This is a genomic window from Streptomyces sp. P5F9, from assembly GCF_057961495.1.
In genome coordinates this window covers 1-7,993 of the sequence record NZ_JBXVPZ010000439.1, presented here as the reverse complement: position 1 = coordinate 7,993, position 7,993 = coordinate 1, and the positions used below count along the sequence as shown (strand labels likewise).

The following is a 7,993-nucleotide window of genomic DNA, read 5'->3' as shown; positions in this document are numbered from 1 at the left end:
CCCCACCGCTGTCCAGGAGAAGCAGCTCCGCGAGGAGGGCGTGTTCGACGAGTACCGGGTGCTGAACGAGGAGGAGACCGAGCAGCGCCGCGTGGCGGACGAACAGGCGAAGGAGTTCCTACGGCTGTTCGAGGAGCAGCGGAAACGGCGCGAGGCCGCTGACGAAAGCTGAGCCGGGGTGGAGGGCGGGACCGGCCGGCCCCACCCTCCGCCGTTGGTGTCAGCTCTTGCCGAGCATCTTGTTCATCTGCTTGATCTCGGCGCTCTGAGCCGTGATCACGTCGGCCGCGAGCGCGGTGGCGGGAGCGTAACTGCCGTCCGCCTTCTCGGTCTTGGCCATGTCGATGGCGCCCTCATGGTGCTCGACCATCATGCTGAGGAACATGGTGTCGAAGTCGGCGCCGGAGGCCTTCTCCAGCTTGCCCATGTCGGCGTCGCTCATCATGCCGGGCGTGGCGGACGACGACATGTCGTGGTTCATGCCGGAGTCCATGCCGGACATGTCCTGGGGAACCTGCTCGCCCCACGAGGTGAGCCAGCCGGACATGGTCCTGATCTCCGGGGCCTGGGCGCCCTCGATCTTCGTGGCGAGGCTCTTGACCTGCGCCGAGGAGGCGTGGCCGGCGGCCAGTCCGGCCATCTTCACGGCCTGGCGGTGGTGCTGGATCATCTCCTTCGAGAACGAGACGTCCGCGGCGTTGTGGCTGCCGGTCGCGGTACTGGACGCGGTCGCGGTCCCGCTGCTCGCCTTGCCGTCGCCGTCGTTGCCGCACGCGGCGAGCGTGAGGGCGGCCACCGAGACGGTGACGGCGAGAACGGTACGACGGACGAACCTGCGCTGTGCGGTCATGGTGGAACTCCTGGTGTGTGGATCCGTTCAGGGCGTGCCGATGCGCGCACGGTGACGTGTCGCGCGGGCCGCTCTAGATCCGCAGGAGTTGGAGTTCGGCGAGGGAGGGCGGGGCCCGGCCCCCGTCGGGACCGCCGCTCGCCCCGGACGTACGGCCGTCGGGCACCTCGGCGCAGGCAGCCACATCGGGTTGCAGCACCGGAACCACGGCCGGGTTACCCGCGACGGACGCGGAGGCGCAGGTCGCGTCGGCGTGCGCCATGTGGCTGCCGCCGCAGTCGCCCGCGCCGTGATCACAGGCGTCCGGCGTCGACGCACTCTCGCCCGTCGCTACGGACGTGACCGCCATGGTGTGCCCGTGAGCGGGCTCGGCCAGGGGAACGGGCCCGAGCCCGTGCATCCCGAGCAGGCCGAAGAGCAGGGCGGCCACGAGCAGCCCGTAGGACCGCACGCGAGGGTGCGGTCCTACGGGCTGCTCGGGACGGGCCATGACGCCACCATACCCACCCTGGGTATCGGGCCGGCACCGGACACCTAGATAAGTGTCCCCGCTGCGGGTGCCTTCGCGCTGCGGTAGGTGGAGATGCCCAGGGCCAGCAGCCAGTAGCTGAGGATCGCGCCCATCAGGGCGGTGGTGCCCCAGCCGTTCGCCGCGTAGAAGTGCGCGGGGGTGTTCCCGAAGAACAGGGACGGTACGAAGGCGAGGTTGACCGCGGCCAGGACGTACGCCGACCTGCTGGTCCAGCGCGGCAGCAGTCGCGTGCGGGAGACGGCGAAGCCCAGCGCGGTCAGGAAGAACGCCAGCATGAGCCGGGAGATGGATCCGTAGAGGATGTACGTGCCGCTGACGTCGATCGTCGGGTCGATCGGGTGGTCGGCGGCGATGACCGCGCCGGCCTCCAGTCCGCTGGAGACCAGCGTGATCGTCGTGTAGACCAGCCCCGCCGTGAAGGCCATCGAACCGGCCCACTCGTAGTCCGGATTCACGCGCTTCACCAGCTCGCGGAACGCGGTCACGAACACGAGCAGGAACGCCAGCGCGACGATCCCGATCAGCAGCCGGGCCAGCACGTTGGCGTCCGGCGGCGGGCCCGAGTAGACGAAGTACAGGGGCACTTCGACGATGAGAGCGACGGCGGCTGCGATGCCCGCACCGCCCGCCAGACGCCTGGCCGACATTTCGTTCATGGGGTCCCCCGAAGGTTCCGTGTGGTGGATTCGGTACGTCTTGAATCCTGCCGCCGACGGCACTCACGGTCCCTGGGCCTGAGGACCGGATCGGGGGTGGTCCTGGCAACACCCCCCACCGGACGTACGGGGGTCAGGCGCCGAAGACCTGGAACTCCGAGACCTGCCCGGCCGGCCAGCCGTTGTTCGCGGTGATGTTGAGCCGTACGTAGCGGGTGGTGACGGTGGAGGGAAGTGTGAGGGTCGCGGTGTTCCCGGTCGCCGGGTCGAAGGTGTAGCCCGCCGAGGCGAGCAGCTGGGTGGAGGTGCCGGCGTCCGTGCCGCCCTGGACGGAGATCGTCTGGGTACGGGTCGCCCACGCGGTGGCAGGGGGAAGTTTCAGGACGATCCGCTTCACGCCGGTCGCGGCGCCAAGGTCGACCTGGACCCACTGCGGGAAGGCGTTGTTGGCGGACTCCCAGTAGGTGTTGGTGTCGCCGTCGGTCGCGTTGCCCGAGGCGTACGACTGGGTGTGGCTGCTCTCCGAAGTGGGTTGGTGGAGCGCCAGGTTGGTGGTGCTGGACGGGGGGTCGGTCGTGACGGTGACCTGGCCCGAGGGCTGCGACACGTTGCCCGCCGCGTCGTAGGCGACGACGTCGAAGGTGTAGGCGGTGGACGCGCCAAGTCCGGTGACAGTGAAGGAGGTTGAGCCGGTGGTACCCACCTGGGTGCTGGTCGAGCCCGACACTCGCAGGACGCGGTAACCGCTCACGCCGACGTTGTCGGTCGCCGTGTTCCAGCTCAGGGAGACGGAGTCGCTGGTGTGCCCGGTGACGGTCAGGCCGCCCGGCGCGGCGGGCGGTGTGGTGTCGCCGCCGCTGGGAACCACCGGCTGAGTAGGCCGAGTCGGGGTCAGCGCGAGCTGGCCCTTGAGCATGCGGCCGCCGTCGCCGGTGAGGCGCAGGTAGTAGTCGGAGGAGCAGGCGGTGCCGTCCTCGTCGAGGGCGAGGAACCCGGAGTTGGTGGGCACCCAGGCCTGCGTCTCGGCGGTCTTGGCGATCTGGTTGCCCTCGTTGTACTCGTCGAACATGGAGATGTAGATGCCCTGCACCCCGGCCCGCACCATGTTGTAGAACTGCCGCCACATGAAGTCGCCGTGCGCGCGCTGCCGGCCGGAGACGTCGCCGGGCAGGACGCAGGGCTGGAAGTCGATGCCGTTGGCGTTGCAGTCGGCCTGGTCGGGGACGGTGTAGGTGGTGTACGCGTTGTCGGCCTCGGTCATGTTGCCGATGGCGCCGACCATCCACGGCGAGATCATGTTGAAGGCGTGATAGACGCCCGAGAAGCCGGACTGTGAACCCCCGGTCCCCGTCCGCCATTCGCGCGGGACGCCGCCGATGACGTAACAGCCTTGATTCTTGAACCAGTTGACGACGTCGAGGCAGGCGTCGGGGGTGAAGGGGTGGTTGGGGTCGTTGAAGCCGAAGCCCCAAACACAGACCACCGGCTTGCCGCTCTGCTTCGCGTAGGCCGAACTCGCCGTGTGCGCGGACATCTTGTTCGTCCAGTCCGTCTTGATCTCGGACTGCATGTTCGTCCAGTTGGAGACGTCGTACATGATGTAGAACTTCCGGCCGTACGACTCGGCGGCGCTGCGCACCTTGGTCGCCATGGCGTCGCGGGTGGGGCCCTCGCCGCCGGTGGGGTTGAAGCGCTGGAGCGCCGCGGTATCGATGTTGTTCTGCTGCATCCACAGGAAGTGGGTGTTCACCGTCTGCTGGTCGTAGGAGGAGAACAGCTTGGCGGGCCGGCCGTTGCCCAGGGCCGCGTACGACGTCTGGTACGTGGTGGTGTACTCCCGGACGTCGGGCCAGCAACTGATGCCGGTGTTGGTCGGGGACGGCGGCTGGCCCCAGTTCTGGGTCCAGTGCCACCAGCCGTTGATGGGCGCGCCGTCGCCGATGCAGGCGAACCAGCCCTGGTAGCCGACGGTGATCTTGCCGACCACGTCACCCGGCCCGCTGGCCGCCGACGCTGTGGGGGCGAGTACGGTCCCGGTCGCTCCCGCCGTTCCTACGGCGGTGGTCGCGATCGCGGCTCTCAAGAAGACTCTGCGTGTGACACCCATGGGGATTCCTCCGGACTCCTCTTCAGGTGGTCGGCGGTCGGTGCCGCCGGGTGCGAGTGCGTTCACGCCCGGCGGCACCGTCAGCCTGTATCAGCCGTTCCAGACCTGGAACTCGGAGATCTGACCGGCCGGCCAGCCGTTGTTCGCCGTGATGTTCACCCGGAGGTATCGCTGGGTGGTCGCGGTGAAGGTGATGGTGACCGTGTTGTTGGTGGTGGGATCGAAGGTGTACGCCGCCGCCGACTTGAGGGTGGTGAAGGCGGCGCCGTCGGTGCTGCCCGACAGGGACAGCGTCTGGTTGCGGGCGCCCCAGGTCGCGGGGAGCTGGAGGACGACCCGGCTCGCGCTCTGTGCCGAACCGAGGTCCACCTGGACCCACTGCGGGAAGGCGTTGTTGGCGCTCTCCCAGTAGGTGCCCTGGTTGCCGTCCGTCACGTTCGACGACGCGTACACGTCGGTGTGGCTGGACTCGGTGGTGGCCGCGCCGGCCGCCAGGTTCCTGCTCACCGCGCCGGCGCCGACTCCGGTCAGCGCGACCGTGGTTGTGCCGTTCGACGCGTTGCTGGCGATGCTGAGATCACCGGCGCGGGTGCCGGAGGCGGTGGGCGTGAACGTGACGCTCACGGTGCAGGAGGCGCCCGCCGCGATCGACGACCCGCAGGTGTTGGTCTGCGTGAAGTCGCCTGTGACGGTGATACCGGAAACAGTCGCCGCCGCCGTACCGGAGTTGGTCACCGTGACCGTCTTCGCACTACTGGCGGTGTTGAGCGCCTGAGTGGCGTACGACAGCGACGTCGGGTCGGCCGACAGGGTCGCCGGTGAGGAGCCGCCGCTACTGGGGAACACCTCGAAGTCCGACAACTGGGCAGCGTTCCAGCCCGTGTTGGCGGTGATGTTGACCCGCACGTATCTCGCGGTGGCCGAACTGAACGTGATGGTCACGGTGTTGCCGTTGGCGCTCGGGTCGAAGGTGTACCCGGCCGAGGCCTTGAGCGTGGAGAAGCTGGAACCGTCCGTGGACCCCTGCACCGACAGGGTCTGCGTACGGGTCGACCACGCCGTCGCCGGCGGGAGTTTGAGCACGACCTTGCCGACGCCGTAGTTCTGGCCGAGGTCGACCTGGGCCCACTGCGGGAACGAACCGTCCGTGCCCTCCCAGTACGTCGACGCGTCCGTGTCGGTGAGGTTCGAGGCGACGTAGGGACTCGTGCTCGAACTCGCCGACGCGGGACGCCCGGCGGCGATGTTGATGGTGCTGTCGATGCCACTGCCGGTCAGGGATACGGCAGTTGGGCTGTTGTTGGCGTTGCTGGTGACGGTCAGGGTGCCCGCGCGCGCTCCGCCCGTGGTGGGCTTGAAGCCGACGGTGACCGTGCAGGACGCGCCGACCGCGAGGGTGGAGCAGTTGTTGGTCTGGCTGAAGTCACCGGTCGCCGCGACGGCGGAGACGGTCGCCGACGCGGTGCCCGAGTTGGTCACCGTCACCGTCTGCGCGGTGGCCGACGAGCCGACCACGGTGGCCGGGAAGGACAGGCTCGCCGGGTCGGTGTTCAGCACCGGGCCCGGAGCGGTGCCGGTACCCGACAGGCTGACCGTGCTGGTGGTCCCGCCCGCGTTGACGGTCAGCGCGCCGTTACGGCTGCCGGTCGCCGTCGGCGAGAACTTCACGCTGACGGTGCACGAGCCGTTCGCCGCGATCGACGAACCGCACGTGTTGGTCTGGGCGTAGTCGCCGCTGGTGGAGATCGACGAGACGGACGCGGCGGTGTTGGTCGGGTTGGAGACCGTCACGGTCTGCGCGGCGCTCGTGGAACCGGTCGCCACCGAACCGAAGTTGAGCGCGCCGGGCGTGGCCGTCACGCCCTCGGACGGATAGGGCGGGTAGACCGGAGCGGGCCAGCCGCCGCAGTACGGCGTGCCGCTGATGCCGGAGTTGCCGCCGCCGTCGGTGATGACGAAGTTGCCGCCGGAGCAGTTGTACACCGGGGACGAGTAACCGACGCCGGTGGCCGTGACGTTGGTGAACTTGGCGGCGCCGCCGGTCTGTTCCTGCAGCGCGAAGGTTCCGGTGCCGGCGATGGTCACGTTGTTGAGGTTGACGCCGCTGATGGTGCCCTCGACCCACTGGACCGCTTCGTAAGGGCTCTGCTGGATCAGCGCGTTGGTCACGTTGATGGGACCGGTGATCGCGCCCTGGCTGCCGTCGAACCACAACGCCCCTACGCCGAACTGCCAGTTGGGGTCGAGGCTGCCGGCCCGGACCATGGTGTTGTCGGAGATCGTGGTGGTGCCGACCGGCGTCGACGTGAAGCGCTGCCCCACGTGGATGCCGCCGCCCTGGGCGATGCCGGTGTCCACCACGCGGTTGCCGCTGACGGTGTTGTCGTGGCCGCCGTAGATCGCGATGGCGTTGGCGAGGATCTGCAGGGACACGGTGTTGTTGGAGATCGTGTCGTTGGCGTCGGCGCCGATGCCGGAGTCCGCCCAGGTGGCGATGCCGTCGTCGCCGGTGTTGCGGATGTCGCTGTTGGTCACCTTCGAGTTGGTGACCCCGCCATGGAAGTTGATGCCGTCCGCGGTCGTGTCACGGATGCGCATGCCGGTGAACGTCAGGCCGTCCATCGGCCCGTCCATCCAGGCGCCGACCTTCATGTGGTCGATCCACAGGCCGGAGACGGTCGAGTCGCTCATCGCGCCGCCGATGCCGTTGACCTGGGCGCTGTCGTCGCGTTCCTGCACGTTTCCGAAGATCGCGAAGTTCTGCAGGCGGACACCGGTGCTCGCGTTGGGTGCCGAGTTGCCGTAGAAGCCGGGGGCCGTGCCGGTGACGGTCGAGTACCACATGCCGGCGCCGGCGATCGTGACGTTGTTGACGCTGATGTGGCCGGGGATGTTGAAGGTGCCCGGCGGGATCCACACGGTGCCGCCGGGGCCCGCGGAGCTGATCGCGGCGTTGAACGCGCTGGTCGCGTCGGCCACACCGGTCGCGTCGGCGCCCTTGCTGGTCACCGACACCGCGCCGGAGGGTGCGGTCAGGGCGGCGCCGACCTGCTCGAAGTCGGCGAAGTCGATCGTGTACGAGGAGGCGGTGTCCCCCGCGTCGACCTGGAGCTTGAAGGTCGTGCCCGCCGGATAGGTGGTGGAGAACAGGCGGTGGGCCTCGTCGAAGAAGTGGTGCGGGTTGCTGCCCGGAGTGTTGGTGAAGGGGTAGCTGCCGTAGTACCAGCTGTAGGCGTTGGTCAGGGTGAAGTCGGGCTGCTTTACGCCGTTGACGTACAGCGACAGCGCGGCGGTGTAGACCGAGCCGCCCGAGGTGTCGGGGATGCTGTACCGGAAGTTGATCGAGTTGGTCGCCACCGGCGTGGTGAACGTGACGTACTGGCCGGTGCCCTGCAACGTCGTCGCCTTGCGGTAAGACGCTTCGTCGGCGAGCTGGCCCGCGGTGTAACTCGGCCCGATGGCCGAGCCGTTGGTGGCGGAGTTCTCCGCCTGCACCTCGACGTACGGCAGGCTCGCGCCGCTGCCGCCGGTGGCGGTGGACGCCGCCGCGGCGGGTGGGACAGCCAGAGCGAAGACGCCCACGGCGGCCAGCATCACGGTGCTGACCACCCAGACGAGGGCTCGTCTCAGATCTCGGATGGAATGGAACACGTGCCACTCCTTACGTAATGAAATGCCGGAACTGTCGCGCTGGTGCCGCCGGAGAGGGAGGGGAGACGGGGGGTTGGTGACGATGCATGGGGGACCGTAATATCGTTGACATGATCACGCAATATCTCGACAGCTCTTTGCAACAAACAAATTTGGATCCCGCAAGATCTCAAGTGCCCGCACACGCGAAGGTGCCG

5 protein-coding genes are annotated in these 7,993 nt (G+C 68.4%); all 5 read right to left on the bottom strand.

Features of this window, described 5'->3' with window-relative positions; all coding sequences use genetic code 11:
* Positions 1–220 precede the first annotated feature (220 nt).
* Positions 221–850, bottom strand: a complete 630-nt coding sequence (locus AC31A1_RS41720) for a DUF305 domain-containing protein (RefSeq protein WP_489658299.1) — start codon at positions 848–850, stop codon at positions 221–223.
* 73 nt (positions 851–923) lie between these two features.
* A complete protein-coding gene (locus AC31A1_RS41715; protein ID WP_489658298.1) occupies positions 924–1,340 on the bottom strand; it encodes a DUF6153 family protein in 417 nt (138 codons plus the stop codon).
* Between the two features lie 44 nt (positions 1,341–1,384).
* A complete protein-coding gene (locus AC31A1_RS41710) occupies positions 1,385–2,038 on the bottom strand; it encodes a hypothetical protein (RefSeq protein ID WP_489658297.1) in 654 nt (217 codons plus the stop codon).
* 133 nt (positions 2,039–2,171) lie between these two features.
* On the bottom strand, positions 2,172–4,145 hold the full coding sequence (locus AC31A1_RS41705) for a glycoside hydrolase family 99 protein (RefSeq protein WP_489658296.1): 1,974 nt from the start codon (positions 4,143–4,145) through the stop codon (positions 2,172–2,174).
* Between the two features lie 90 nt (positions 4,146–4,235).
* Complete coding sequence (locus AC31A1_RS41700) at positions 4,236–7,796, bottom strand: choice-of-anchor D domain-containing protein (RefSeq protein ID WP_489658295.1); 3,561 nt, start codon at positions 7,794–7,796, stop codon at positions 4,236–4,238.
* Positions 7,797–7,993: the final 197 nt, after the last annotated feature.